General features: G+C 69.0%; 21 protein-coding genes. 4 read left to right on the top strand and 17 right to left on the bottom strand.

Annotated elements, in window-relative coordinates:
- Positions 1-41: 41 nt before the first annotated feature.
- Positions 42-2,183, bottom strand: coding sequence for a PQQ-dependent dehydrogenase, methanol/ethanol family (locus ABSY19_RS19215; protein WP_382154830.1), 2,142 nt, complete (start codon positions 2,181-2,183; stop codon positions 42-44).
- 241 nt (positions 2,184-2,424) lie between these two features.
- On the opposite strand from ABSY19_RS19215, the gene ABSY19_RS19210 reads away from it, so the two are divergent.
- Complete coding sequence (locus ABSY19_RS19210; protein ID WP_382154827.1) at positions 2,425-3,657, top strand: helix-turn-helix domain-containing protein; 1,233 nt, start codon at positions 2,425-2,427, stop codon at positions 3,655-3,657.
- Here the strand turns inward: ABSY19_RS19210 and ABSY19_RS19205 are convergent.
- The 7 genes from ABSY19_RS19205 to ABSY19_RS19175 all read right to left on the bottom strand — a co-directional run bounded on the left by ABSY19_RS19205 (position 3,654) and on the right by ABSY19_RS19175 (position 8,697).
- Positions 3,654-4,007, bottom strand: coding sequence for a VOC family protein (locus ABSY19_RS19205; RefSeq protein ID WP_382154824.1), 354 nt, complete (start codon positions 4,005-4,007; stop codon positions 3,654-3,656). The two genes, ABSY19_RS19210 and ABSY19_RS19205, sit on opposite strands and share 4 nt — an antisense overlap.
- Positions 4,008-4,021: 14 nt before the next feature.
- A complete protein-coding gene (locus ABSY19_RS19200; RefSeq protein WP_382154821.1) occupies positions 4,022-4,759 on the bottom strand; it encodes a lysophospholipid acyltransferase family protein in 738 nt (245 codons plus the stop codon).
- Complete coding sequence (locus ABSY19_RS19195; protein ID WP_382154818.1) at positions 4,756-6,087, bottom strand: dihydroorotase; 1,332 nt, start codon at positions 6,085-6,087, stop codon at positions 4,756-4,758. Before ABSY19_RS19195 ends, ABSY19_RS19200 begins: the two co-directional genes overlap by 4 nt.
- A gap of 111 nt (positions 6,088-6,198) precedes the next feature.
- Complete coding sequence (locus ABSY19_RS19190) at positions 6,199-7,158, bottom strand: aspartate carbamoyltransferase catalytic subunit (RefSeq protein WP_382154815.1); 960 nt, start codon at positions 7,156-7,158, stop codon at positions 6,199-6,201.
- Between the two features lie 2 nt (positions 7,159-7,160).
- A complete protein-coding gene (pyrR, locus tag ABSY19_RS19185) occupies positions 7,161-7,688 on the bottom strand; it encodes a bifunctional pyr operon transcriptional regulator/uracil phosphoribosyltransferase PyrR (protein ID WP_382154813.1) in 528 nt (175 codons plus the stop codon).
- Positions 7,685-8,113, bottom strand: a complete 429-nt coding sequence (ruvX, locus tag ABSY19_RS19180; RefSeq protein ID WP_382154810.1) for a Holliday junction resolvase RuvX — start codon at positions 8,111-8,113, stop codon at positions 7,685-7,687. The genes pyrR and ruvX overlap by 4 nt, the downstream gene beginning before the upstream one ends.
- Entirely contained in the window at positions 8,110-8,697 is a 588-nt protein-coding gene (locus ABSY19_RS19175; protein ID WP_382154807.1) for a YqgE/AlgH family protein, read from the bottom strand. Before ABSY19_RS19175 ends, ruvX begins: the two co-directional genes overlap by 4 nt.
- Before the next feature lie 65 nt (positions 8,698-8,762).
- Between ABSY19_RS19175 and ABSY19_RS19170 the strand changes: the two genes are divergently transcribed.
- A complete protein-coding gene (locus ABSY19_RS19170; RefSeq protein WP_382154805.1) occupies positions 8,763-10,262 on the top strand; it encodes a cryptochrome/photolyase family protein in 1,500 nt (499 codons plus the stop codon).
- Positions 10,263-10,265: 3 nt separating this feature from the next.
- Here ABSY19_RS19170 and ABSY19_RS19165 read toward each other — a convergent pair whose 3' ends face one another.
- The 7 genes from ABSY19_RS19165 to ABSY19_RS19135 all read right to left on the bottom strand — a co-directional run bounded on the left by ABSY19_RS19165 (position 10,266) and on the right by ABSY19_RS19135 (position 20,246).
- Positions 10,266-13,124: a response regulator gene (locus tag ABSY19_RS19165; RefSeq protein ID WP_382163867.1), complete on the bottom strand. Its 2,859-nt coding sequence runs from the start codon at positions 13,122-13,124 to the stop codon at positions 10,266-10,268.
- Positions 13,121-16,291 (bottom strand): Hpt domain-containing protein, encoded by a 3,171-nt coding sequence (locus tag ABSY19_RS19160; protein WP_382154803.1) that lies wholly within the window; start codon positions 16,289-16,291, stop codon positions 13,121-13,123. Before ABSY19_RS19160 ends, ABSY19_RS19165 begins: the two co-directional genes overlap by 4 nt.
- A 39-nt stretch (positions 16,292-16,330) precedes the next feature.
- A complete protein-coding gene (locus tag ABSY19_RS19155; protein WP_382154800.1) occupies positions 16,331-18,577 on the bottom strand; it encodes a methyl-accepting chemotaxis protein in 2,247 nt (748 codons plus the stop codon).
- Positions 18,578-18,641: 64 nt separating this feature from the next.
- Positions 18,642-19,181 carry a chemotaxis protein CheW gene (locus ABSY19_RS19150; RefSeq protein ID WP_382154797.1) on the bottom strand — a complete coding sequence of 180 codons (540 nt, stop codon included), beginning with the start codon at positions 19,179-19,181 and terminating at the stop codon, positions 18,642-18,644.
- A gap of 29 nt (positions 19,182-19,210) precedes the next feature.
- Entirely contained in the window at positions 19,211-19,576 is a 366-nt protein-coding gene (locus ABSY19_RS19145) for a PleD family two-component system response regulator (protein ID WP_291120771.1), read from the bottom strand.
- The gene (locus ABSY19_RS19140) at positions 19,576-19,971 is read right to left on the bottom strand and encodes a PleD family two-component system response regulator (protein ID WP_297397748.1); all 396 of its coding nucleotides are present in this window, start codon (positions 19,969-19,971) and stop codon (positions 19,576-19,578) included. Before ABSY19_RS19140 ends, ABSY19_RS19145 begins: the two co-directional genes overlap by 1 nt.
- 101 nt (positions 19,972-20,072) lie before the next feature.
- Positions 20,073-20,246: a rubredoxin gene (locus ABSY19_RS19135; RefSeq protein WP_291120767.1), complete on the bottom strand. Its 174-nt coding sequence runs from the start codon at positions 20,244-20,246 to the stop codon at positions 20,073-20,075.
- Between the two features lie 155 nt (positions 20,247-20,401).
- Between ABSY19_RS19135 and ABSY19_RS19130 the strand changes: the two genes are divergently transcribed.
- Positions 20,402-21,343 (top strand): hydroxymethylpyrimidine/phosphomethylpyrimidine kinase, encoded by a 942-nt coding sequence (locus ABSY19_RS19130; protein ID WP_382154794.1) that lies wholly within the window; start codon positions 20,402-20,404, stop codon positions 21,341-21,343.
- 10 nt (positions 21,344-21,353) lie between these two features.
- The gene (hemL, locus tag ABSY19_RS19125) at positions 21,354-22,658 is read left to right on the top strand and encodes a glutamate-1-semialdehyde 2,1-aminomutase (RefSeq protein ID WP_382154791.1); all 1,305 of its coding nucleotides are present in this window, start codon (positions 21,354-21,356) and stop codon (positions 22,656-22,658) included.
- Positions 22,659-22,671: 13 nt separating this feature from the next.
- On the opposite strand, the gene ABSY19_RS19120 is transcribed toward hemL, so the two are convergent.
- Entirely contained in the window at positions 22,672-23,091 is a 420-nt protein-coding gene (locus tag ABSY19_RS19120; RefSeq protein WP_382154789.1) for a hypothetical protein, read from the bottom strand.
- A gap of 206 nt (positions 23,092-23,297) precedes the next feature.
- On the bottom strand, positions 23,298-24,884 hold the full coding sequence (purH, locus tag ABSY19_RS19115; protein ID WP_382154786.1) for a bifunctional phosphoribosylaminoimidazolecarboxamide formyltransferase/IMP cyclohydrolase: 1,587 nt from the start codon (positions 24,882-24,884) through the stop codon (positions 23,298-23,300).
- Positions 24,885-24,912: the final 28 nt, after the last annotated feature.

Here is a 24,912-nt window from a genome sequence, read left to right as displayed (position 1 = left end):
CCGGGGGACAGCGACCCGCGAGGCGGCGGAGCATGGGGGCGCTACTGCTTCGGCCGAATGGCATCGGCCGTGCCTTGGATGAACGCCTTGATTTTCTGGACATCGTCTTGGCTGAGTTTGCCTGTGAAATCGGGCATGCCGCGTGCCATGGCCGGACCGGCGAACACGAACTTGTCGAGATTCTCGATGAAGGCCGAATCCATGTAACCCAGGTTGGGGATGTTGCCGCCCCGGTCCACCCCCGGCACGCCGTGGCAGAACACGCAGTTGCTCACGTACAGCGCGGTGCCGGCCGGCACCTGGGCCGGGTCGTACTTCACGCCGGCCACGAGCTTGCCGAGCTGGTAGTTCACGAAGGCCGGCGGCTGCGCCTTGCCGCCCACGGCGAAGGTGTAGACCGTACCCGGGCCCTGGCGGTCGGTGGCACGCTGCGCCAGGCCATAGACCCCGCCCCAGCCCACCGCGATCGACACGTACTGCTTGCCGTCGACCATGTAGGTCGAAGGCGCGGCGATCACGCCGGTGCCGGTGGGCGTTTCCCACAGCTTCTCGCCGCTGGTCGCGTTGTAGGCGATGAAGCGGCCGTCGGCCGTGCCCTGGAACACCAGGTTGCCGGCCGTGGTGAGCGTGCCACCGTTCCAGGGCGAGATCTGCTCCTGCGTCCAGCGCGCCTTCTGCTGCACCGGGTCCCAGGCCACCAGGCGGCCGAAGGGTTTGCTCGAGGGCGGCTCCACGTTGGCGAAGGTGGCCAGGTTCCAGCCCATGTTGGCGTGCGGTTCACCGGGCCGGTCGGCGTTGAACTTCCAGTCCTTGTTGTCCATCAGCGTGAGCGGCACGCCCTGCACCGGCATGTAGACCAGGCCGGTGGCCGGGTTGTACGACATGGAGTGCCAGTTGCGCGCGCCGAACGCGCTGGGGATGATCTCGCGCGGCCGGTCGGCGGTGCGCGCGGCCGGGGTCTCGATCGGGCGGCCGTTCTTGTCGTACCCGGTGGCCCAGTTCACGTCCACGAAGTTCTTGGCCGAGATGAACTTGCCGTTGGTGCGGTCGATCACGAAGAAGAAGCCGTTCTTGGGCGCGTGCAGGATCACCTTGCGCGGCTTGTTCTCGAGCTTGATGTCGGCCAGGATCATGGGCTGCGTGGACGTGAAGTCCCAGTTGTCGCCCGGGGTTTCCTGGTAGTGCCAGACGTACTTGCCGGTGTCGGGGTTGAGCGCGACGATGGACGCGAGGTAGAGGTTGTCGCCGCCGGCCGGGCTGCGCTTGCTGCGCGCCCAGGGCGAGCCGTTGCCGGTGCCGATGTACATCAGGTTGAGCTCGGGATCGAAGGTCATGGTGTCCCAGGCCGTGCCGCCGCCACCGGCTTCCCACCACTTGCCGGCCGGGTCCCAGGTCTTGGCGGCCTTGGCCATGGACTCGTCCTCGAACGGCTTGCTCGGGTCGCCCGGCACGGTGAACCAGCGCCACTTCTGATCACCGGTCTTGGCGTCGTAGGCGGTGATGTAGCCGCGCACGCCGTACTCCGCGCCGCCGTTGCCGATGATCACCTTGCCCTTGAAGACGCGCGGCGCGCCGGTGATGGTGTAGCTGAACTTGCGGTCGATGATGGTGTCCTTGGACCACACCTGTTCGCCGGTGGCCGCGTCGATCGCGATCAGCCGGCCGTCGTAGGCCGCCACGAAGACCTTGCCCTCGTGCAGCGCCACGCCGCGGTTGACCACGTCGCAGCAGCCCTTGTAGCCCGCCTCGCGCGAGACCTTGGGGTCGAAGGTCCACAGGCGCTTGCCGGTGCGCACGTCCACCGCGTGCACGATGCTCCAGGAGGCGGTGACGTACATGATGCCGTCGACCACCAGCGGCGTGGACTCCACCCCGCGCGAGGATTCGAGGTTGTAGGACCAGACCAGGCCCAGGTCCTTCACGTTGGCGGTGCTGATCTGGTTGAGCCTGGAGTGGCGCGTCTCTGCGTAGTCCAGGCCGTAGCTGGGCCAGTCCGGCGTCTTGCTCGCGTTGGCCTTCATGAAGCTGGCGTTGACCTTGCCCACGGCGGCCCGGATGTGCTCCTGCGAGCCCTTGATGGGGGCTTGCGGCTGCGCGAGCGCGGCGCCGCAGAGCGTGGTGAGTGCGGTGAACAGGCAGGCGGCCGCGCGGCACCTGACCAAAGCAAGTGGTGACGGATTCATCGTGTCTCCTTGTGCTGCCTGCGGCGCGCAGGCCTGTTTGTGGGGCTGCCAGGGCCTGTCGTGCTCGGCCCAGCTTTGCCATCTTCTGCCTCTCCGGGCGCCGATTCATCTTCGGGATTTCCCTGAAGCCGATGTGTTCCGGCGTGGAACATCCGACGGGCGGCGGGCAGGGCTTACCCGCATGCCACCGCGCGCCGATGAACGGGATACTGATCGAGGAGACGCCCAGCAGGACAAGAACATGCCCCACCCCACGAACGGGCAGGCGAGCACGCCGCGCCAGCTCTTTTTCCAGACCACCGAACAGCGCACCGCGCTGGCGCGTCAGCGCTTCTTCGACGAAGGCACGCGCCCCTCCGGCCTGGTGGGCGAGGCGGTCATCCAGTCCTGGCTGCGCTGCGCCTCGGCGCACCAGCAGCCCACCGACCGCGTGAGCTTCGAGCAGGTCACGCGCAGCCGGGCCCACGCCAGCCTGAACCGCAACCGGCAGCTGCTGCAGGCCGGCAACCTCGAGCTCAACCACATGGAAGCCGCGCTGGCCGGCACCGACTGCCGCGTGCTGCTGACCGACGCGCAGGGCGTGATCATCCACGCCACCCAGCTGCCCGCGACCAACCAGCACCCGCTGCTCAAGACCGCCTCGCGCGTGGGCGTGAACCTCACCGAGGGCCAGGTCGGCACCAACGCGCCGGGCATCGTGGTGCGCACCGGCGAGGCCTGCACCGTCACCGGCGCGGAGCACTTCTTCCAGAGCCTGCAGAGCCTGCACTGCGCGGCCGCGCCGATCCGCGACATCCACGGCCAGCTCGCGGGCGTGCTGGACGTGTCGATCGAGGCCGGGCGCTTCCAGTTCGATGCCGCGTCGGTGGTGGGCATGTACGCCACCACGATCGAGAACCGCCTGCTGCAGCTGCAGTCGGTCGAGCACCTGGTGCTGCACTTCCAGGCCAGCCCCACGCTGCTGGGCACGCCGATGGAGGCCCTGGCCGGCATCGACGCCGGCGGGCGGGTGCTGTGGCTCAACGGCGCGGGCCGCCGGCTCACGGGCTGCCGCATGGAAGAGCGGCACACGGTGGACGAGGTGTTCGGCGTGCCGCTGGAGCGCCTGCTGGCCCTGCCGCGCCAGCACCAGGCGCAGACCCTGCGCCTGCCCAATGGCCTGGGCGTGTGGGTGACGGGCACGCTGACCGCGAGCGACGGCGCCGACTTCAAGCACGCGGTGGCCGTGTCACAGCCCGCGCCCGAAGTCACCGAAACGGCGCCCCCACCGGCTGCCCTCGACACGCCGGCCCTGGCCACACCGCCGGAAACCGACCACGCGCAGGCCACCCTGCTGGACCACAAGCAGCGCCTGATCGAAACCACGCTGGCCGCGTGCGGCGGCAACATCGCGAAAGCCGCGCGCGCGCTCGGCGTCTCGCGCGGCATGCTGTACCGGCGGCTGCAGAAGGCGCAGGCGCCGGACGCGGGTTAAGGCGTCGACCAGACGGCGAGTTCGTGCCCGTCCGGGTCGAGAAAGTGGAAACGGCGCCCACCGGGAAATGCGAACACGGGCCTGGAGATCCGCCCGCCCGCGGCCTCGATGCGCTGTTGCGTCGCGGCCAGGTCGTCCGCGTACAGCACGATCAGGGCGCCGCCAGGGCGAACAGCCTCGCCGGTGGCGAAGCCCCCGGTCATGCGCCCGTCGTTGAACTCGCAGTAGCCCGGGCCGTAGTCCACGAAGGTCCAGCCGAACGCCGCGCCATAGAAGGCCTTGGCGCACGCGATGTCGCCCACGTTGAACTCGATGTAGTCGATGCGCTGGTCGCGCCCTTCGGTGCCCATGGTGGGTCCTTTTTTCAGAGCGCGCGCAGGCGGTCGATGTCCGCGCGCAGGTCGTTGGCCCAGGCGCGGCGGTCGCGCCCCTGGTCGTGTTGCGGCTCGCCGTAGCGCACCACGGCCCGCAGGCCGTCGGCGTTGAGCGTGGCCCAGATCGAGCCGATCAGCGTGGTGTCGCCCACGAACACCGGCGCCGGGTGCGGCTCGCCGGTGTCGCGCTGCACGAAGCGCAAGGCAATGGGCAGCACGGGCGCGCGCGCCGCGATGGCAGCCTGCAGCAGGTTGGCGTGGAACGGCAGCAGGGCCCGGCCGTCGCCCGTGGTGCCTTCGGGAAACACCGTGAGGATGTCACCCAGCTCCAGCCGCTCGGCCATGTGGTGCACCATGCGCATGGCCGCGCGCCGGTTGCCGCGTTCGAGGTAGAGCGTGCCCGCGCCGGTGATGAGCGAGCCCAGCAAGGGCCAGTGTTCGGCGTCGGCCTTGGAAACGAAGCGGCTCGGGCGCGCGGCGTTCATCACCAGGATGTCCAGCCACGACATGTGGTTGGCCACCTGCAGCAGCGGGCCGTGTTCGGGCGGCGTGCCCTCGACCACCAGCTCCACGCCCAGGATGAGCAGCATGCGGCGCGTCCACTCGCGCACCACGAGTTCGGTCTGCGACGGGGTCAGGCGGCCGAGCTCGGTGCGGATGGTCCACAGCGCACCCAGCACGTGCGCGGTGGCCCGCAGGCCACGCCAGAGCGCGCGAAAGGATTTCACGCGGTGGCGGCCCGCTCGGTCTCGGCCTGGTAGGCGAGCTGCCCACCCACCAGCGTGGCGTGCACGCGCACCGGCAGTTCGTGGCCGCCGAAGGGCGTGTGCTTGCCCTGGCTGCGCAGCGCCTCGGGCCGCACGGTCCAGCCGCTGTCCGGGTTGAAGATGCAGAGGTCGGCCACGCCACCCACGGCGATGCGGCCCGCGCTGGCCTGCAGCGTGCCCAGGCTCGCGCCCAGCACCGCCTGCGGCCCGACGGTGAGCACGCCCAGCGCCTGCATCAGCCCCAGGCCTTCCTGCTGCGCCCAGGTGCAAGCCAGGCCCAGCAGCAACTCGACCGCCGTGGCGCCCGGCTCGGCCTCGGCGAACGGCAGGGTCTTGGCGTCGCTGTCCACCGGGTTGTGGTCGGACACCAGCGCGTCGATGGTGCCGTCGGCCAGGCCCGCGCGCAGCGCGTCGCGGTCGCGCTGCTGGCGCACCGGCGGCTGCAGGCGCAGGCGGCTGTCGTAATAACCGATGTCCACATCGGTCAGGTGCAGGTTGTGCACGCTCACGTCGCAGGTGACGGGCAGGCCCTCGGCCTTGGCCTGGCGCACCAGGGCCAGGCCGGCCGCGCTGCTGAGGCGGCACAGGTGCACGCGCGCGCCCGCGCCGCCGCCCTTGGCGCTGCGCATCAGCTCGAACAGCGTGTGCAATGCGATGGTTTCGGCGGCGGCAGGAATGCCCGCCAGGCCCAGGCGCGTGGCCAGCGGGCCGCTGGCGGCCACGCCCTTGCCGAGCCAGAAGTCCTGCGGGCGCAACCAGACGGTGTAGCCGAAGGTGGCGGCGTACTGCAGCGCGCGCTGCAGCACCTGCACGTTGACGATGGGCACCTCGGCCTGGCCGAAGCCGATGCAGCCGGACTCGGTGAGCTCGGCCATTTCCGTGAGCACCTCGCCCTGCAGGCCGCGCGTGAGCGCGCCCAGCGGGAACACACGCGCCAGGTGCAGCTTCTCGGCGCGGAACTTGAGCATGTCCACCAGGCCGGGCTCGTCGAGCACCGGGTCGGTGTCGGGCGGGCAGACCAGCGAGGTCACCCCGCCTGCCACGGCGGCGGCCATCTCGCTCTCGAGCATGCCGGCGTGCTCCTGCCCGGGCTCGCGCAGGCGCACCGCGAGGTCCACCAGGCCGGGCGCGACCACGCAGCCGCTGGCGTCGAGCGTGCGGTTGGCGTGGAAGTCGGGCGCCACGTTGCCGATGGCGATGACGCGGCCGGCGGCGATCGCCACATCGGCGATCTCGTCGCGGCCGCTGGCCGGGTCCATCACACGGCCGTTCTGGATCAGTATTTTCATAGGAGGTTCTTTCGCACAGCAAGCAGACGGCCGCGGCGCAGGGCCGCCCCAAGCAAGGCCAGCCCCCTTGGGGGCAGCGACCCGCGCAGCGGTGGAGCGTGGGGGCCACGCTCATGCCTCGTTCCCCGCGACGATGCCCATGACCGCCATGCGCACCGCGATACCGTAAGTGACCTGCGGCAGGATCACGCTCTGCGGCCCGTCCACCACGGCCGAATCGATCTCCACACCCCGGTTGATCGGGCCCGGGTGCATCACGATCGCGTCGTCCTTGGCCCAGCGCAGGCGCTCGGGCGTGAGGCCGAAGCTCTTGAAGTACTCCTGGCTCGAGGGCAGCAGGGCACCGCTCATGCGCTCGTTCTGCAGCCGCAGCGTGATCACCACGTCGCAGTCCTTGATGCCCTCTTCCAGCGTGTGGCACACGCGCACGCCCATCTGGGCGAGGTCGCTGGGCACCAGCGTGCGCGGGCCGACCACGCGCACGTCGGGGCAGCCCAGCGTGGTGAGCGCGTGGATGTCCGAACGCGCCACGCGCGAGTGCAGCACGTCGCCGACGATGGCCACCGACAGTTTGGTGAAGTCCTTCTTGTAGTGGCGGATCGTGTACATGTCGAGCAGCCCCTGCGTGGGGTGCGCATGGCGACCGTCGCCGGCGTTGACCACATGCACGTGCGGGGCCACATGCTGCGAGATCAGGTAGGGCGCGCCCGACTCGCTGTGCCGCACGACGAAGATGTCGGCCGCCATGGCGCTGAGGTTGGCGATGGTGTCGAGCAGCGACTCGCCCTTGGCGGTGGAGCTGCGCGCGATGTCGAGGTTGATCACGTCGGCGGAGAGGCGCGTGGCCGCGATCTCGAAGGTGGTGCGCGTGCGCGTGCTGTTCTCGAAGAACAGGTTGAACACGCTCTTGCCGCGCAGCAGCGGCACCTTCTTCACCTCGCGGTTGCTCACGCTCGTGAAGTTGGCGGCGGTGTCCAGGATCTGCGTGAGGATGTCGCGCGACAGGCCCTCGGTGGAGAGCAGGTGAATCAGTTCACCGTTCTTGTTGAGCTGGGGGTTCTTGCGTTGCACGGTCAGGCTTCCTTGGTTTCCAGCACGAAGCTCAGGCGGCCGCTGTCGTCGCGCGCGAGCTCGAGCGAACGGCCCGCGGGCACGTCCAGGCGCGCGGCGCACAGGTTGGCCTCGATCGGCAGTTCACGCCCGCCCCGGTCCACCAGCACCGCCAGGCGCACGCTGGCGGGGCGGCCGTAGTCGAAGAGTTCGTTGATCACGGCGCGCAGCGTGCGGCCGGTGTAGAGCACGTCGTCGATCAGCAGCACGTGCGCGCCGTTCACGTCGAACGGCAGTCGGGTTTGCGCGCTCGAAGCCAGGCCGCGCTGCGCGAAGTCGTCGCGGTGCATGCTCGACGAGATCACGCCCGCCGGCCCGCTCAGGCCCAGGTCGGCCTGCAGGCGCTCGGCCAGCCAGGCGCCGCCGGAGGTGATGCCGGCGAGCACCACGGGCGCGGGCGACGAGGCCAGCAGCTGTTTCACCCCGCGCGCCAGCTCCGCGTAGAGCGCCTCGGCATCGGGCAGGTGGGAAGGTGACGACGACGACGTCAAGGCAGGCTCCTCAAAAACTGTTCCAGGATGATGCAGGCCGATGCGGCATCGGCGTCTTTGGCCCCGAGGCTGTGGGCCTCGGTGGTGCTGTAGCGCTCGTCCACCTCGAACACCGGCAGGCCGTGGCGGCCGCGCAGCTGGCGCGCGAACTTGAGCGCGCGCGCGGTGTTCTCGTGCGCGGCGCCGTCGGGGTGGTAGGGCACGCCCACCACCAGGGCGTCGGGCTGCCATTCCTTCAGGCGCTGCGCGATCTGCGCGAAGCGCGCGTCGCCCTCGGCGGCGATGGTGGGCTGGGGGGTGGCGCTGCGCGTGAGGCGGTTGCCGGTGGCCACGCCGGTGCGCTTGAGGCCGAAGTCGAACGCCAGGAACACCTGGCAATGCGCCGGGACTTCAATGGTCGTGGGCGCCGGTGCGTTCACGGTCATGCATGCCCCGCGTCGGGCGACAACATCCAGGGCTGCAGGCCCAGCAGGGCCATGGCACGCTCGTAGCGCTCGGCCACCGGCGCGTCGAAGATGAGGTTGGGGTCGGCCTCCACCGTGAGCCAGCTGTTCTCGGTGATTTCCGACTCGAGCTGGCCCTGCCCCCAGGAGGCGTAGCCCAGCGAGACGAACACCCGGCGCGGGCCGGCACCCGAGGCCATGGCTTCGAGCACGTCCTTGGAGGTGGTCATCTCCAGGCCGCCGGGGATGGACAGGGTGGACGCGTAGACCGACTCGCCCTCGCCCGAGACCGATTCGTGCAGCACGAAACCGCGCTCGGTCTGCACCGGGCCGCCCTGGAACACCGGCAGCTCGGCCAGGTCGTCACGGCCCATGGGCAGGTCGACCTTCTCGAACAGGCGGGGCAGCAGGATGTCGCTGGGCTTGTTGATCACCAGCCCCAGGGCGCCGCGCTCGCTGTGTTCGCACATGAACACCACGCTGCGGCCAAAAAGCTCGTCGCTGAGGCCGGGCATCGCAATCAGGAAATGATTGGTCAGGTTGATGGGGGCAAAATCAGCGGACATGGCGCGATTTTAAGCCGCCTACTCTGCTGGTCATTGCCCGGCAGGGGCAACCCCCGCCCTGGCCCATGAACAGCTACGACAAAGGTCTGATGTGGTTCCGCCGTGACCTGCGTGCCGAGGACAACGCGGCGCTGTACCACGCGCTCAAGGTCTGCCGTCAGGTGTGGTGCGTGTTCGTGTTCGACACCGAGATCCTGGACGACCTGATCGAACGCGGCCTGCGCGCCGACCGGCGCGTGGAGTTCATCCGCGAATCGCTGGTGGAGCTCGACGAACGGCTGCGCGCGCTGGGGCGGGCGCACCGCGTGGAAGGCGTGGGCCTGATCGTGCTGCACGCGCCGGCCCGGCAGGCGATTCCCGCGCTGGCGCAGAAGCTGGGCGTGCAGGCGGTGTTCGCCAACCACGACGACGAACCCGCCGCCCTGGCGCGCGACGCGCGCGTGTTCGGCGACCTCGCGCACGCCGGCATCTTGCTGCACAGCCACAAGGACCACGTGGTCTTCGAGCGGCGCGAGGTGCTCACGCAGGCCGGACAGGCCTTCGGCGTGTTCACGCCCTACAAGAACGCCTGGCTCAAGGCGCTCACGCCCTTTCACCTGAAGGCCTACCCGGTCGCCCGGTACGCGGGCACGCTGGCCGGCGTGCCGGCCGAGCACTCGGTGCCGGTTCCGAGCCTGTCGGACATCGGCTTCGAGCCCACCAACCTCGCGCAACTCGCCCTGCCCACGGGCACGAGCGGGGCGCAGGCGCTGTTCGAGGACTTCGTCGACCGCATCGACCGCTACACCGAGGCGCGCAACTTCCCCGCCGTGAAGGGGCCGAGCTACCTGAGCGCGCACCTGCGCTTTGGCACCATCTCGATCCGCCACCTCGCCTCGGTGGCCTACCAGATGCACCTGCAGGGCATCGCGGGCGCGAGCACCTGGCTGTCGGAACTGGTCTGGCGCGACTTCTACCACCAGGTGCTGGCCAACTTTCCGCACGTGGTGGACAAGGCCTTCAAGCCCGAGTACGACGCCATCAAGTTCGAGCACGGCAAGCACGCCAAGGAGCAGTTCGCGGCCTGGTGCGAGGGCCGCACCGGCTACCCGCTGATCGACGCGGCCATGGCGCAGATCAACCAGACCGGCTACATGCACAACCGGCTGCGCATGGTGGTGGCCAGCTTCCTGGTGAAGGACTTGGGGCTGCACTGGCAATGGGGCGAACGTTACTTCGCCGACCACCTGATCGATTTCGACCTCGCGGCCAACAACGGCGGCTGGCAATGGGCCAGCTCCAGCGGCTGCGATGCCCAGCCCTGGTTCCGCATCTTCAACCCGGTGACGCAGAGCGAGAAGTTCGACCCGCAGGGCAAGTTCATCCGGAAGTACCTGCCGCAGCTCGCCGGCCTGCCGGACGCGGCGATCCACGCGCCCTGGAAGGCCAACGAGATCGAGCTGGCGGCGGCCGGGCTGGTGCTGGGCGAGGGCTACCCGCAGCCGATCGTGGACCACGCGGTGGCGCGCGAGCACACGTTGGAGCGCTACGCCGTCGTCAAGCAACCAGGCAAGACGCCCCGCTGAGCATCAGGCCTCGGCCGCCGCCTTCGCGTAGTGGCCGATCAGGGCCAGCAGCTCGTCTTCCGAGTACGGCTTGCCGAGGTAGTGGTCCACCCCGAGTTCGCGCGCGTGCTCGCGGTGTTTCTCCGCGATGCGCGAGGTGATCATGATCACCGGCAGGTCGGACAGGCGCACGTCGCTGCGGATGTTGCGCACCAGGTCGAAGCCGTCCATGCGCGGCATCTCGATGTCGGACAGCACCACGGTCGGGCGCTCGGTTTGCAGCTTCTCCAGCGCCTGCAGGCCATCGGCCGCCAGCGTCACGCGGTAGCCCTCGCGCTGCAGCAGGCGCTGCGTCACGCGGCGCACGGTGATGGAGTCGTCCACCACCAGCACCAGCGGCACCGTGTTCACCTCCGCCGCGCTCTGCGCCAGCGCCTCGCCCAGGGACGTCGCCGCCTGCGGCGTTGTGCGCTGGTTCGCCACCCACTCGGCCACCTGGGCGCCGTACACCGTGGCCAGCGCCACCGGGTTGTAGATCAGCGCCACCGCGCCCGAGGCCAGCACCGACATGCCCGCCAGACCCGGCAGCCGCGAGAGCTGCGCCCCCAGGTTCTTCACCACGACTTCCTGGTTGCCCAGCACTTCGTCCACGTGCATGGCCACGCGCTGCGCTGCGCTTCGGAAAATCACCACCGGTTGTGTGCGGCCATGCACCTCGGTCGAATGCGCCGAGGATTGCAGCAGCGCACCAGCCCAGTAGAAGGGCACGTCCTCGCCCGCCACATTGAGGTGGCCGCTGGCGTAGGCCTTGGTGAGGTCGTCGTTGCCCAAGCGGCGCACCACCTCGACCAGGTTGGACGGTACGCCCACGGTGAGCCCGCCCGCGCGCAGCATCACCACCTGCGTGACCGCGGTCGTCAGCGGCAGCACCAGCTTGAAGCTGGTGCCCTGCCCGGCCTGCGTGGCGGTCTCGATGCGGCCGCCCAGCGCGACCACGTCGTTGCGCACCACGTCCATGCCGATGCCACGGCCGGCCAGTTCGGACACCTCGCGCGCCGTGCTGATGCCGGGCTCGAACACGAGCTGGGCGGCGTCCTCGTCGCTCAACTCGGTGCCCGCCGGCACGATGCCTTGCGCCAGGCCCTTTTCGCGCAGCCGCGCGAGATCGAGGCCGGCGCCATCGTCGGTGAACACCAGCGACACGTCGTTGAGCTCATGGCCCAGCACGATCTCGATCTGACCTTCCGCCGGCTTGCCGGCCTGCTGGCGCCGCTCGGGCGCTTCGATGCCGTGGGCCACGCTGTTGCGCAGCAGGTGTTCGAACGCGGCGGTCATGCGGTCGAGCACGCCGCGGTCCATTTCGATGTTGCCGCCGGTGATGTCCAGCCGCACCTGTTTGCCGGTTTCCTTGGATGCCTGGCGCACCACGCGGTACAGGCGCTCGGAGATGCCTTCGAACTCCACCATGCGCGTGCGCAGCAGGTCGCGCTGCAGTTCGCGCGTCTGGCGCGCCTGGGCGACCAGGCTGTCTTCGGTGGCCTCCACCGCGCGCTGCAGGTTGCGCTGCACGGTGGCCACGTCGTTCACCGACTCGGCCATCATGCGGGTGAGTTCCTGCACGCGGGTGAAGCGGTCGAACTCCAGCGGGTCGAACGACTGGTCGGCGTCGCGCGCCTGGGCCAGCCGCGACTGCATCTGGGTCTCGGCCTGCAGCTCGATGTCGCGCAACTGGCCGCGCAGACGGTCCAGGTTGCCCGTGAGGTCCTTGAGCGAGCCGCGCAGGGTCACGAGTTCGGACTCCATGCGCGAGCGCGTGATCATCACCTCGCCGGTCTGGTTGACCAGGCGGTCCAGCAGCTCGGGGCGCACGCGCACGGCGGCACCCGCGCGGGCCTGCAGGATCGTGGGCGCCTGCGGCAGCGAGATGCCGGTCAGGCCCCCCTCCCCGCCGATGGCGGCGGTGTCGGCCACGGGCGGTGGGGCGGCTTCTGCCACCGGCTGGGCCGGCACCGACTCGGGCGCCGGCGGCGCGATGTCGATGATCTGGGCGTCGGCGTTGCGCAACTGCTCGAAACGCGCGCTGATGGCGTCGAACGCGCTCTGCAGGGGTTCGAGGTCGGCACCGCGCTGAAGGTCGGAGCCCAACCGCTCGGCGGTGGTTTCCATGCGGTGTGCCATCTCGCCCAGCCGCAAGGCGCCGGCCAGGCGCGCGCTGCCCTTGAGCGTGTGCAGGTTGCGCAGCACCTCGGCGCGCGCGCTGCTGTTGTCGGGGCGCGCCACCCACTGGCGCAAGGCGCCGTCGAGCTGAGGAATGAGCTCCTGCGCCTCTTCCGCGAAGATCGGGAACAGGTCGACGTCCACGGTATCGACCACGTCGATGTCGTCGTCAATGTCCTGCACCACCTCGTGCACGCGGCTCACGTCGGCGTGCGGCGCGGTGAAGGCGGTGGTGTGTTCGGCGCGGTCGGGCACCTCGAAACCGGTCAGCGCCAGCACCGGCGCGCCGTCGTCCTGGGGCGCCTGCACCTCGGCGGGCGCTGGCGCCTCGACGGCGGGCTCGGGTTCGGGCTGCGGGTCGTGCACCACGCGGTACAGGGCGTCCATCAGCTCGGCGTTGGGCTCCTTGAGGAAGCCGGCGGCGAACTGGTGCAACAGGCGGCGGATGTCGTCCGACGCCTCGACGAACAGCTGGGCCTGGCCGGCACTGGCCGGGTGGCCCGAGCGCTGGTGCATGCCCACCGATTCGATCGCATGCTCCAGCGCGCGCGCGATGTCGGACAGGGACTGGAAGCCCACCGTGGCCGAACTGCCGGCCAGCGAATGCGCCAGCGCCTCGGCCTGCTCGGGCACCGGCTCGTGGCGCTCCAGGGCCCACTCGGTCAGAACGGTGTTGAGGCGGCGGGACCACTCGTCGGCCTCGTTGAGGTAGACGTTGTAGAGCTTGAGGCCGATGCGCAGCGAACCGATGACCTTGGTCTGTTCGTCGGGGATGGCCTCGGGCTCGGGTTCGGGCAGCGCGAAAGGTTCGACCGACTGCGCCACTTCCAGGGCCAGATGGTCGTCCGCGGGGGGGCCTCGACGGGCTCGGGCAGCGGTGCCACCTCCGCCTCGTCCACCACCTCGGACACGCTCGCCAGCAGCGGTTCTTCTACGGGATCGACCACCTGGGCCAGTTCGGGGTCGGCCCATTCGGGCTCGGCCAGGACGGGCTCAACCAGGGTGGGCTCGGGTTCGACCGGCACTTCGGCCGGCACGGCTTGCGCGGCGGAGGAGAACGCGGCGAGGCTGCCGAAATCGATGTCGGCCAGCAGCGGCTCGGCGTCCAGCGGCGGGGCCACCACCGGCGGCTCGGCGGCGGCGTCCACCGGCGGGAAATCCTGGGTGGGCGGTGCATCGGCAGGCGCCTCTGCGGTCGCAGCTGCGGCTGCGGCTGCGGCTGCGGCCACGGCATCGAGATCGAGGTCGAACGAGGGCTCGGCCAGGGCCTCCCCCACCGGGGCCGGTTCGGCCGCCTCCGGCGGCACGAACACGGTGGCTTCCACCAGAGGCGCCGGTGCGGACGTGGCCGCCTCCGGCGAGGCCAGCGGCAGGTACTGCCCCTGGTCGCGCAGCGCCTCGGCGCTGGCGCGGAAGGGCAGCGAGCGCCAGGGCACGGCACGGCGTGCCGAGATGTCGTCCACCCAGCGCCCGAACTCGGTCATGGCCTCGCCTGAGAGCGTGAGCAGGGGCGGGCTGGCGGGCCGCTGTTCGGCCAGCACCGTGTTGAGCAACTGCTCCATGGCCCAAGCCGCTTCGCCGAATTCGTCCAGGCCGACCATGCGCGAACTGCCCTTGAGCGTGTGGAACGCCCGGCGCAGCGTGGTCAGGTGCTCCAGATCGCTGGGCTGCACCTGCAGGTGCGACACGGCTTCCAGGCCGTTGGCCACGACCTCGCGGGCCTCTTCCAGGAAGATGTCGAGCAGGTCGTCTTCGTCGTTGTCCGCGTCGCTGGGCGCTTCGGGCTCGGGCGCCTGGGCCGCCGTGGAAGACGCCGACAGGCCCACCAGGGCCTGCGCACCGGCGGCGGCATCGTCACCGACCACCGCCTCGGCCGCTTCGCGCGCGGCCCGCGCCACGCCCGACTGCTCGGCCAGCGAAGCCTGATCCGCCAGCGAGTCGAGCTGTTCGCTCAGATCGACCAGGCTCAGGCCACCCTGCACGCTGTCGACCACGCGCTGCACGCCATCGCTGATGGCCTGCGCCTCTTCCAGGGCGGGTTGGTGCGCCGCATCGGCCCCCACGCTGCGGCCCATGAGGGGCAGCAGCTCGCCCTTCTCTTCGTCGAACACGAAAAGCTTCTTGGCCAGCGCCGGCTGGTAGTTGAGCATGTCGACGAGGAAGCTCATCGCGCTCAGGTTGTTGCCCAGCTGCTGGAAGGTGCCGGCCTCGCGCGCCAGCGCCTCGTCCACCTCGGTGTCGAGGATCTGGTCCACCGCGTTGCGCATGCGGGCCACGGTGAGCACCGCCTGCTCCAGCCCCAGCACGGAGAGCACGCCGCGCATCTGCCCCAGCTGGGACACCGCCACGTGCAGGCCCGCCTTCTCCTGCGGGTTGCGGAAGAACTGGTCGAGCGATTTTTCCGCCTCGCCCAGCGAGGCCTTGAGTTCGCCGACCACGCTGCCCATGGTCTGGCGGTCGCTCACGCGCCGGTACAGCTGCTCCATCCACACATCCAGCGGCTGCGCGGGCCGCCCGGCGAGCACGCCTTCCAGGCGTTCGGCGAGGGCTTGCGTGCGTTCGGTCAGCTCGGGTGCGCTGGGGTCGAAGTCTTCAAAGGCCGCTTCCAGGTACAGCGTGGTGGTGGCGACTTCCATCGCCAGTTCGGCGCGCACGCTGCCTGCTTCCTGCACGGCCTGATCGGCCGCCTTCACCAGGGCCTGGGCCAGCACGGTGCTGGCCGGGTGCAGCTTGAGCAGCGAATCACCGATCAGGCTGAACTGGTCGGCCACCTGCCGGGCGCGGCTGCTGTCGCCGCCGGAGTACAGCGACCAGACTTCCTTGGCCGCGTGGATGCGCTTGCGCGCCTGGGCGAGCACCGCCGGGTCGTAGCGGCCCAGCGTGGCCTGGTGGTAGTCCACCGGCGGCAAGTGGCCCAGGCCGAAGGCGTCGCGCACCGCCGCCAGGTGGGGCGTGGTGGTGGCGGAAACCGCCGTGGGCTGGGCACAGAAGAACAGCAGGTCGTGCAGCAGGGTCTCCGACACCTGGGCCTTGCCCTGGCTGAGGTTGACGAACTGCAGCAGGATGCGCGAGGTTGCGCGCTTGACGTAGACGTCGGGCGGCAGCAGGCGCTGCGCCACCGCCTCGAAATAACCGGCGGCCACGCGCCAGAACGTGCGCGAGCGCGCATCGGTGGCGCCGGCGGACAGGCCGGCACTGAGCTTGGCCAGTTGCTGCGCGGCGGCCACGCTCTGGGTCTTCACGACCAGCAGCACCAGGCGGTCGAACAGCGAGCGCACCGCCGCGCTGGATTCGAGCGCGGCGACGTCGGCCGGCGCGCCGACCTCCTTGCCCCGGTGTTCGAAGGGCCACAGATCGGCCGGGTGCACGCGCTCGGCCGCGGCCAGCTCCTGCACCTCGCGGTACTGCGCGAACAGCGCCACCGGCTGGATCGGCTTGTTGTTGAGCACCGCTTCCAGGTACTCGATCAGCGCGAAGCTCGCGCGCTCGACCTTGCCCGCGGCCTCTTCGTTGCATGTGCTCGGGCGCTGCACGAAACGCTGCACCGCGGCTTCCATCGCGCGCAGCACCTGGGCCGGCGAGGTCAGCCCCACCATCTCCAGCGCACCCACGGCCTGGTGCAACTGCTGGCGCGCCAGCCGCAGCGAACCGGGGTCCACCGCCTCCAGGTCGTTGTTGCGCGACAGTTCGGTCTCGCGCACGAAGCGCCGGATGGCCTTGTTGGCGCCGTCGAGCGATTTGCGCAGTTCCTCGAAAACCCAGGCCAGGGGGCCGAGGTCGGCGACCGGCGCGTCCGCTGGCAGGCTGTCGGTGTCGATGGCGGAGTCGAGCATGTTCTTCCAGTGGGTTGACGCGGGCGCCGAGCGGGGTCGTCAGGCGATCTTGAATCGGGCCACGGATTGGCGCAGTTCCTCGGCCATGGCCGAGAGCTCGCGCACCTGGGCCGCCGTGGAGCGCGTGCCTTCGCCGGTCTGTTCGGTCACCGCGAAGATGTGCTGGATGTTGCCGGCCACCTCGTTGGCCGAATCCGCTTCGCGGGACGCGGCATCGGAAATCTGTTCAATCAGTTCGGCGAGGCGGCGCGACACACGGTCGATCTCCGACAGCGCGGTACCGGCGTTGTCCGACAGCTTGGCCCCTTCGACCACACCCTGCGTGGAACGCTCCATGGCGGCCACCGCGTCCTGCGTGTCGGTCTGAATCGCCTTCACCAGCGCCGAGATCTGGCGCGTGGCATCGGCGGAGCGTTCGGCCAGCCGCTGCACTTCTTCCGCCACCACCGAGAAGCCCCGGCCGGCTTCACCGGCCGACGCCGCCTGGATGGCGGCGTTGAGGGCCAGCACGTTCGTCTGTTCGGTAATGTCCGAGATCAGTTCGGTGATTTCACCGATCTCCTGCGACGACTCACCCAGCCGCTTGATGCGCTTGGAGGTTTCCTGGATCTGGTCGCGGATGGCGTTCATACCGCCAATGGCGTCCTGCACGGCCTGCAGGCCCGACTCGGCGGCCTGCAGCGACGCGCGGGCCACCGTGGCCGACTCCTGCGCCTGGCCCGACACCTGGTTGATGCGCTGCGCCATGTCCAGCACCGACTGGCCGGTTTCGCGGATCTCGCGCAGCTGTTCGGTGGACGCGGCCAGCAGCTCGGTCGAGGTGCTTTCCACCGCCGACGTCGTCTGCGCCACGCGCGTGGCCGTGGCCTGCACGTTGCCCACCAGCGAGCGCAGTTCTTCCACCGTGTAGTTCACCGAGTCGGCGATGGCGCCGGTGATGTCTTCCGTGACGGTGGCTTCCTGCGTCAGATCGCCTTCGGCCACCGTCTGCAGTTCGTTCATCAGGCGAAGAATGGCCGCCTGGTTGGCGTCGTTGACGCGCTTGGCGTCCTGCTCCAGCGATTCGGCAGCAAGCCGCTGCGATTCCGCGACCGACTGGCGCTGGCGGCTGTCGAGCAGCTGCACATAGGCCAGGCCGCCCGCGCACAGCAGGGCAAACAGGGCCGAGAGGGCCAGGGCCGCCAACTGGCCGCCACCGAGGCCCGAGCGCGACGACAGGTCGCCCTGCAGCTTCTCCAGGCTCAGGCGCAGGGGCTCGCTGTCGGCAATGATGCCGGCCTGCGCTTCACGTGCCGAGACCAGGCCCTGCAGGTTGCCCAGAATCGCGCCGGCTTCGACGCGCGTGGCTTCGTACAGCTTGAGCAGGGCGTCCAGGCGCTCGCGCACCTGCGGGTCGCGCGCGGCGGCCAGGCGCAGTTCGTCGCTGCCGTTGAGCAGGCCTTCGGCGATTTCCTTGAAGGTGTTCAAGTCCTTGCCGAGCAGGAACACCGCTTCCGGGCTCACGCCCTCCATCGTCAGGAACTCGTTGGCCGACTTGCCGATGCGCTGGGTCAGCATCACCAGCTGGCCCGAGGCCGAAATCTCGGCGGCCGGCGCGTTCTGCTGCAGCTTCAGCGAGGACACGGTCTCGGCGATCTCCAGCAGATCCGACGACTGCCGGTTGATGGTGCGCAAGGCGTTGCCCACCTGCGTCAGGATGTTCTGCTGCGCCAGCACCGCCGCCGCATTGCGCTCGGCCTGGTCCACCTTGGGCAGGATCTTGCCGAGGTCTTCCGAATATTCGGCGCCCAGCGCGTCGAGCGACATCTCGCTGTCGCCGCCCTGCAGACCGCGCAGCGTGCGGGCCATCACGGTCGAGCTGTCGCGCACCTCGGGGAAGGCGGTAGGGCTGCCGATCAGGGCCTGCGACACGCTCTTGGCCAGGCGCTGCGACTGCATCAGGGCCTGGCCGCTGGCGGCCACCTGCTGACCGACCTTTTCGGTCTGGGTCAGGGCATACAGCGTCACGCCACCGAGAACGACCAGGCCGAGCGCCAGCAGGATGGCCAGCGTGCGCTGGTGCTGCTCGGCCGGTTTGCTGCCCAGCAGCGGCAGGGTCACCTGGCCGCTGGCGTCGGGGCTGTCCTCGTCCACCATCGGATTGCCGACGAGGCCTTCCGATGCAAGCGTCGGCGCCAGGCGGGCCGCCGCGAGTTCGGCGACCTCCTGGTCGGTGGCATTGGAAAGGTCGGGTTCGTCGCCGGCTTTTTTCTTGAAGAGACCCTGGAATCGATCAAGCATAGCCATGTAAAAACCTTCCAACTGAAAACAGAATGACGAATGGACCCCATGCGGTCCGCGGGTTCAACCTTCAGGCGGCGATCGCCAGAAACTCGGGCTCGGCCACCAGCATCTGCAGATCCAGCTCCTGCCAGGACTGACCCTGGGCATCGACCAGCGAGCGGGTGAAATACGAAGGCGCGCCCTCGGGATTGGCCCCGAGCGCGGTGAACATGGAGGGGTTGCGCAGACCGAGCAGGCGGTCGATCCAGATCACGGCATTGAAGCCGAGCGCGGTGTGCAGGCTGACCAGGCGTGACTCGGAGGTCACGCGTTCGCTGGTCGGGGAAGGGAGCGCCGAGGCCGCCGAGCCGACCAGGCGGGCCAGGTCGATCACGCCGTGCAGGCCGCCGCGCAGGCTGGCGACCCCGGCGTACCAGGGCTTGGTGTAGGGCACGCGCTGCAGCGCGGACCAGGGGAAGATTTCACCGGACTGCACCAGAGGGAGCAGGTAACGCCGGTCGCCGGCTTCGACCGCCAACCAGGTGGCGGTGACGGCTTCGGTCTTGGCGGCCGTCAAACGCTGGGCCAATCGTTCCTGGAGTTCCTTGAGTGATTGACGTTTGGCCATGCTCGGTGCGGTTCAGGTCGTTGGTGCGGTCAACCCAGCGCGCGAATCTTCGACAGCAACTCTTCCGCGTCGACCGGTTTGGTCACGTAGTCGCGTGCGCCCTGGCGCATGCCCCAGACGCGGTCGGTCTCCAGATTTTTGCTCGTGCACATGACGATGGGAATGCTCGAATACTGAGGGTCCCGCGTGATGGCACGCGTGAGTTGAAACCCATTCTGACCGGGCATCACCACGTCCATCAGGATCAGATCGGGCTTTTCCTCGCCAAGCCGACGGAAGGCCTCGTCCGCGTTCTCAGCGGTGCTCACGGTGTAGCCGTTTTTTCCCAGCAGATCGGACAGGACCATCAGCTCGGTTTTCGAGTCGTCCACCACGAGGATTTTCCGAATGGGCATCACACTGCTCCTGTCAGGTTGGCGCCGAACTGCTGCACGGCTTGCAGCAGCTGGTCTTTGGTAAAGGGTTTGGTGAGGTAGTCCTGCGAGCCGACCATGCGCCCACGCGCCTTGTCGAACACGCCGTCCTTGGACGACAGCATCACCACGGGGATGCTGGCGAAGCGGGCGTTGCGCTTGATGATGGCGCAGGTCTGGTAGCCGTCGAGGCGCGGCATGAGGATGTCGCAGAACACCAGATCGGGCTGGTAGTCGTTGATCTTGGCCAGGGCGTCGAAGCCGTCGTCGGCCAGCAGGACTTCATGCCCGCCCTGCTTGAGGAAAATCTCGGCGCTGCGGCGGATGGTGTTGCTGTCGTCAACCACCAGGACTTTGAGGGCAGGCGTTGTGCTCACGTTTCACTAGCTCCAGTGGGTGGGACAGAACGAGGAAAGCGAGACCGGAGAAATACCCTACCGGGTTCGCCAGGAAACCATCAAGCGCGCAGACCCCGACCTCAGATCTGCACCATTTCAAAATCTTCTTTGCGGGCGCCGCACTCGGGACAGGTCCAGTTCATCGGCACCTCAGCCCAGGGAGTGCCGGCGGCCACGCCATGCTCGGGTGCACCTGCGGCTTCGTCGTAAATCCAGCCGCAGATCAGGCACATCCAAGTCTTGGTTTCGGTCATGGTTATAGGGGGCATTGTCTTAGAATGCAAGCATTGTATCGAGCGACATAAGCCGCTCCGCAAGCCAGTTGGACCGGCTGTCGATCACGTTTGGCGCCCTGCGCAACGCACCCACCCGGGTGACCGCGCCACAACCCTTCCCCCCCTCCGTACCCATGCCCGATACACCCGCAACTTTCGCGCCCGAAACGGTCGAGAAGCCCGGCGAGATTTCCCTGCCGTGCGTGCTGACCTTCAACGCCAGCGATCCCAGCGGCGCGGGTGGCCTGAGCGCGGACATCACCGCCATGTCGAGCGCGTCGACGCACGTGCTGCCCATCGTCACGGGCGCCTACATCCGCGACACCTCCGACATTCACGACCACTACGCTTTCGATGAAGAAGCGGTGGCCGACCAGGCGCGCTGCGCGCTGGAGGACATGCCGGTGCAGGCCTTCAAGGTCGGTTTCGTGGGCAGCCCGGAAAACCTGAGCGTGATCGCGGAGATCACGACCGACTACAGCGAGGTCCCGGTCATCACCTACATGCCCGACCTCTCCTGGTGGGACGAGATGGCGATCGACACCTACCTGGACGCCTGCGCCGAACTGCTGCTGCCGCAGACCACGGTGCTGGTGGGCAACCACAGCACCTTGTGCCGCTGGCTGCTGCCCGAGTGGGAAGGCGATCGCCCGCCAACCGCCCGCGAGGTGGCCCGCGCGGCCGCCGTGCACGGCGTGCCCTACACCCTGGTGACCGGGTTCAACGCGGCCGACCAGTACCTGGAAAGCCACCTCGCCACGCCCGAGACGGTGCTGGCCACGGCGCGCTACGAGCGCTTCGAAGCCACCTTCACCGGCGCGGGCGACACCCTGTCGGCCGCGCTGTGCGCGCTCATCGCGGGCGGCAGCGACCTGCAGGCGGCCTGCGCCGAAGCCCTCACCTACCTCGACCAGTGCCTGGACGCGGGCTTCCAGCCCGGCATGGGCCACGCCGTGCCCGACCGCCTGTTCTGGGCCCACGACGACGAGGGCGAGGAAGAAGAAGCCCCCGCCGAAAGCACGCCCGACAGCACACTCGACGCCAACGATTTCCCGCTCGACACCACGAGACATTGACCTTCGCTCCATGACCACCGATCGCAACCAGCAACTGTTCGACCGCGCCAAGGCGCTGATCCCCGGCGGCGTGAACTCGCCCGTGCGCGCCTTCCGCGCGGTGGGCGGCACACCCCGTTTCGTGCAACGCGCCCAGGGCGCCCACTTCTGGGACGCCAACGGCCAGCGCTACATCGACTACATCGGCTCCTGGGGTCCGATGATCCTGGGCCATGGCCACCCGGCGGTGGTCGAGGCGGTGCAGAAGGCCGTGCTGGAGGGTTTCTCGTTCGGCGCGCCGACCGAGCGCGAGGTCGAGCTGGCCGAGGCCATCGTCGAACTGGTGCCCAGCATCGACATGGTGCGGCTGGTGAGCTCGGGCACCGAGGCCGGCATGAGCACCATCCGCCTGGCGCGCGGCGCGACCGGCCGCAAGAAGATCATCAAGTTCGAGGGCTGCTACCACGGCCATGCCGACGCCCTGCTGGTCAAGGCCGGCTCGGGACTGGCCACCTTCGGCAACCCCACCAGCTCCGGTGTGCCGCCCGAGGTGGTGCAGCACACCCTCGTGCTCGAATACAACAACCTCGAACAACTCGAGGCCGCGTTCGCCGAGCACGGCCCCGACGTGGCCTGCCTCATCATCGAGCCGATCGCGGGCAACATGAATTTCGTGCGCGCCAGCGTGCCGTTCATGAAGCGCTGCCGCGAGCTGTGCACGCAGCACGGCGCCCTGCTCGCCTTCGACGAGGTCATGACCGGTTTCCGCGTGGCGCTGGGCGGCGCGCAAAGCGTGTACGCCAAGCTCATCCCCGGCTTCGAGCCCGACATGACCGTGATGGGCAAGGTGATCGGCGGCGGCATGCCGCTGGCCGCCTTCGGCGCCAAGCGCGCGGTGATGGAACAGCTCGCGCCGCTGGGCGGCGTGTACCAGGCCGGCACGCTCTCGGGCAACCCGGTGGCCACGGCCTGCGGTCTGGCCACGCTCAAGGAAATTCGCCGGCCCGGTTTCTACGACAAGCTCGCGGCCACCACGCGTTCGCTGGTCGATGGCCTCAAGCGCGCCGCCGCCGCCGAGGGCGTGGCACTGAGCGGTGACAGCGAGGGCGGCATGTTCGGCTTCTTCCTGTTCGACGACCTGCCGCAGAACTACGCCAAGGTGATGACCACCGACGGCCCGCGCTTCAACACCCTGTTCCACGGCCTGCTGGACCGCGGCGTCTACATCGCGCCGGCCCTGTACGAAGCCGGCTTCGTGAGCGCGGCGCACACGGCCCAGGACATCGAAGACACGGTGGCCGCAGCGCGCGACGTGTTCAAGCAGCTGGCGCGCTGAGCGCGGGCTTCGGTCAGTACGCCCGGAAAAAACGGGCGTGCTCCCGGTGCATGTGCGAGCGCAGCGTCAGCCAGTCCCGCAGCGCGGCCTGCGTCAGCGGTGACAGGTCCTGCGCGCACCGCTCGAAGGCGTCCCCGAGGCGCTTGAACTCGGCATCAAGATCGCGCTGCGACGCCAGCGCATCCGGCATCGGGCCCATGGCGATGTCGGCATGCCCCCAGACCATGATCTGCGCAATGAGGCGCCTTCGCTCCAGCATGAGGCGGCGGTACATGGCCGAACGCCGGCGGGCACCGAAGCGGCGGAGCACGGGATTCGAGTCACCGGCTTGCACCATCGCCAGGATCACATCGAGCTGCTCGATCAGGTGAATCCAGGGCTCGGGCTGAAAACGCACGGTGGATGCTTCAGGCATCTTCTGCAGGGTGAGCATGCGGGTCTCCTGTTGTTGTTCTGGGTCGGCCGTCTGGATCGCGCCGGCCCAGAGAATAGAGAGCCGCCTTGAAAACAGCCATTTGATTGGCCGCATCCGAAGAATAGAAGTTAACTATTCAAGGTCGGGGACCACGCAAGAAAAAGGGCCGCGGCAGGTTTCTGCGGCGGCCCGGAGGGCATTCAGGCGCGCGTGGCGCCGTTCGCTCAATGGCGGAAGTGGCGCACGCCGCTGTAGACCATGACGACACCACGCTCGTCCGCCGCGTCGATCACTTCCTGATCGCGCATCGAACCACCCGGCTGGATCACGCAGCTCGCGCCCGCGTCCACCACCACGTCCAGGCCGTCGCGGAACGGGAAGAAGGCGTCGCTGGCCACCGCCGTGCCCTGCAGCGAGAGCTTGGCGTGGCCGGCCTTGATGCTGGCGATGCGCGCCGAGTCCAGGCGGCTCATCTGGCCCGCACCCACGCCCATGGTCATGCCGTCCTTGCAGAACACGATGGCGTTGGACTTCACGAACTTCGCCACCTTCCAGGCGAACAGCAGGTCTTCGATCTGCTGTTCGGTCGGCTGCAGCTGGGTGACCACCTTGAGGTTGCTGCGTTGCAGCACGTGGTTGTCGGCGCTCTGGATCAGCAGGCCCGAGCCCACGCGCTTCACATCGCTGAGGTTCAGGCCCTTGTCCCACGCCCTGGCGCCGCCCGGGGGCAGCGCGATTTCGAGCACGCGCACATTGGCCTTGGCCTTGAAGACCTCCAGCGCCTCGGGCGTGTAGCCGGGCGCCATCAGCACCTCGACGAACTGCTTGCTGATCGCCTGCGCGCCCGCGCCATCAAGCACGCGGTTGAGCGCGATGATGCCGCCGAAGGCGCTGGTGGGATCGGTCTGGAAGGCCTTGCCGTAGGCCTCCAGCGCGTCCTTGCCCACGGCCACGCCGCAGGGGTTGGCGTGCTTGACGATCACGCAGGCCGGCACCTCGAAGCTCTTGACACATTCCCAGGCCGCGTCGGCGTCGGCGATGTTGTTGTAGCTGAGTTCCTTGCCCTGCAGCTGCCTGGCCGTGACCAGCGAGCCCGGCGCCGGGTGCAGGTCGCGGTAGAAGGCGGCGCTCTGGTGCGGGTTCTCGCCGTAGCGCAGGTCCTGCAGCTTGACGAAGCGGCCGTTGCTCTGGGCCGGGTACTCGCTGCGGCGGGGCACGCTGGCGCCTTCTTCGAACTCGATGGACGAGAGGTAGTCGCTGATGGCCGCGTCGTAGTTGCTGATGCGGTTGAACGCGGCGACCGAGAGCGCGAAGCGCGTCTTGTCGCTGAGCTTGCCGCTGGCCTTGAGTTCGTCGATCACGGCCGGGTACTGGGCCGCGTCGGTCAGCACCGCCACGTCCTTCCAGTTCTTCGCGGCGCTGCGCACCATGGCAGGGCCGCCGATGTCGATGTTCTCGATCGCGTCTTCCAGCGTGCAACCGGCCTTGGCCACGGTGGACTCGAAGGGATAGAGGTTGACGATCAGGAGGTCGATGGTGTCGATGCCATGGGTCTTGAGCGCGGCCATGTGCTCGGGCAGGTCGCGGCGCGCCAGCAGGCCGCCGTGCACCTTGGGGTGCAGCGTCTTCACGCGGCCGTCGAGCATCTCGGGAAAGCCCGTCACCTCGGCCACCTCGGTCACCGGCAGGCCTTTCTCGGCCAGCAGCTTGGCGGTGCCGCCGGTGGAGATCAGGGCCACGCCGAGGCCGTGCAGGGCCTGGGCGAGTTCGACGATGCCGGTCTTGTCGGAGACGGAGATGAGTGCGCGCATGGAAGAGAGGGCTTGGGAGGTTGGGAAA

Origin of the sequence: Hydrogenophaga sp. ANAO-22 (genome assembly GCF_042466645.1) — a bacterium.
Taxonomy (GTDB): Bacteria; Pseudomonadota; Gammaproteobacteria; order Burkholderiales; family Burkholderiaceae_C; genus Hydrogenophaga.
The sequence above is the reverse complement of the archived record's forward strand: the minus strand, read 5'-3'. Positions and strand labels throughout refer to the sequence as shown.

Coding starts and splice junctions, on each gene's coding strand:
- ABSY19_RS19215 (WP_382154830.1), bottom strand. CDS start 2,183: ATGAATCCGTCACCACTTGCTTTGGTCAGGTGCCGCGCGGCCGCCTGC.
- ABSY19_RS19210 (WP_382154827.1), top strand. CDS start 2,425: ATGCCCCACCCCACGAACGGGCAGGCGAGCACGCCGCGCCAGCTCTTT.
- ABSY19_RS19205 (WP_382154824.1), bottom strand. CDS start 4,007: ATGGGCACCGAAGGGCGCGACCAGCGCATCGACTACATCGAGTTCAAC.
- ABSY19_RS19195 (WP_382154818.1), bottom strand. CDS start 6,087: ATGAAAATACTGATCCAGAACGGCCGTGTGATGGACCCGGCCAGCGGC.
- ruvX (WP_382154810.1), bottom strand. CDS start 8,113: ATGACCGTGAACGCACCGGCGCCCACGACCATTGAAGTCCCGGCGCAT.
- ABSY19_RS19175 (WP_382154807.1), bottom strand. CDS start 8,697: ATGTCCGCTGATTTTGCCCCCATCAACCTGACCAATCATTTCCTGATT.
- ABSY19_RS19170 (WP_382154805.1), top strand. CDS start 8,763: ATGAACAGCTACGACAAAGGTCTGATGTGGTTCCGCCGTGACCTGCGT.
- ABSY19_RS19160 (WP_382154803.1), bottom strand. CDS start 16,291: ATGCTCGACTCCGCCATCGACACCGACAGCCTGCCAGCGGACGCGCCG.
- ABSY19_RS19155 (WP_382154800.1), bottom strand. CDS start 18,577: ATGGCTATGCTTGATCGATTCCAGGGTCTCTTCAAGAAAAAAGCCGGC.
- ABSY19_RS19150 (WP_382154797.1), bottom strand. CDS start 19,181: ATGGCCAAACGTCAATCACTCAAGGAACTCCAGGAACGATTGGCCCAG.
- ABSY19_RS19145 (WP_291120771.1), bottom strand. CDS start 19,576: ATGCCCATTCGGAAAATCCTCGTGGTGGACGACTCGAAAACCGAGCTG.
- ABSY19_RS19135 (WP_291120767.1), bottom strand. CDS start 20,246: ATGACCGAAACCAAGACTTGGATGTGCCTGATCTGCGGCTGGATTTAC.
- ABSY19_RS19130 (WP_382154794.1), top strand. CDS start 20,402: ATGCCCGATACACCCGCAACTTTCGCGCCCGAAACGGTCGAGAAGCCC.
- hemL (WP_382154791.1), top strand. CDS start 21,354: ATGACCACCGATCGCAACCAGCAACTGTTCGACCGCGCCAAGGCGCTG.
- ABSY19_RS19120 (WP_382154789.1), bottom strand. CDS start 23,091: ATGCTCACCCTGCAGAAGATGCCTGAAGCATCCACCGTGCGTTTTCAG.
- purH (WP_382154786.1), bottom strand. CDS start 24,884: ATGCGCGCACTCATCTCCGTCTCCGACAAGACCGGCATCGTCGAACTC.